Raw genomic sequence first — 397 nt, 5'->3', positions numbered from 1 at the left:
CCACCGGGACTTCATGGGTGGCTACCCGAAAAGTCTTTGGGAAAACGCCTATTGGATCGGTGTTCAAGCGCATGGCGACACTACACCGGCAGCGATAGAGCTTGAAATCCAGAAGGTCTTGAGCGCACCGGATACCAGTCGCTGGCTTTGCGATGCGCTGAACAGCGCATTGGATCGTGATTCGACCGACGCAACGAATGACGCCGAGTACCTGTGTGACTTGCTGACGCGGCGGACCAACGCACTCTCACTGGCCAGCGAAGCAAATTGGGGTGAAGAATGATGCCAATTGATCCGATTGATTTGTTAGCCAGGTTGCAATCTTTATACGCAGCGTATCCGGGATTTTTTCAAGGCGCAGCATCCGTTATCGTGGTCGTGCTTGCGTATTTCGCGG

Annotated in this window: 1 protein-coding gene; it reads left to right on the top strand. The window is 53.9% G+C overall.

From position 1 onward, the window contains the following. On the top strand, positions 1-283 hold a 283-nt coding region (locus SxD43FB_RS24235), incomplete at its 5' end, for a hypothetical protein (protein WP_217988861.1). Between the last annotated feature and the right edge of the window lie 114 nt (positions 284-397).

The organism is Sphingobium sp. D43FB, assembly GCF_002312805.1.
GTDB lineage: Bacteria > Pseudomonadota > Alphaproteobacteria > Sphingomonadales > Sphingomonadaceae > Sphingobium.
The sequence above is the reverse complement of the archived record's forward strand: the minus strand, read 5'-3'. Positions and strand labels throughout refer to the sequence as shown.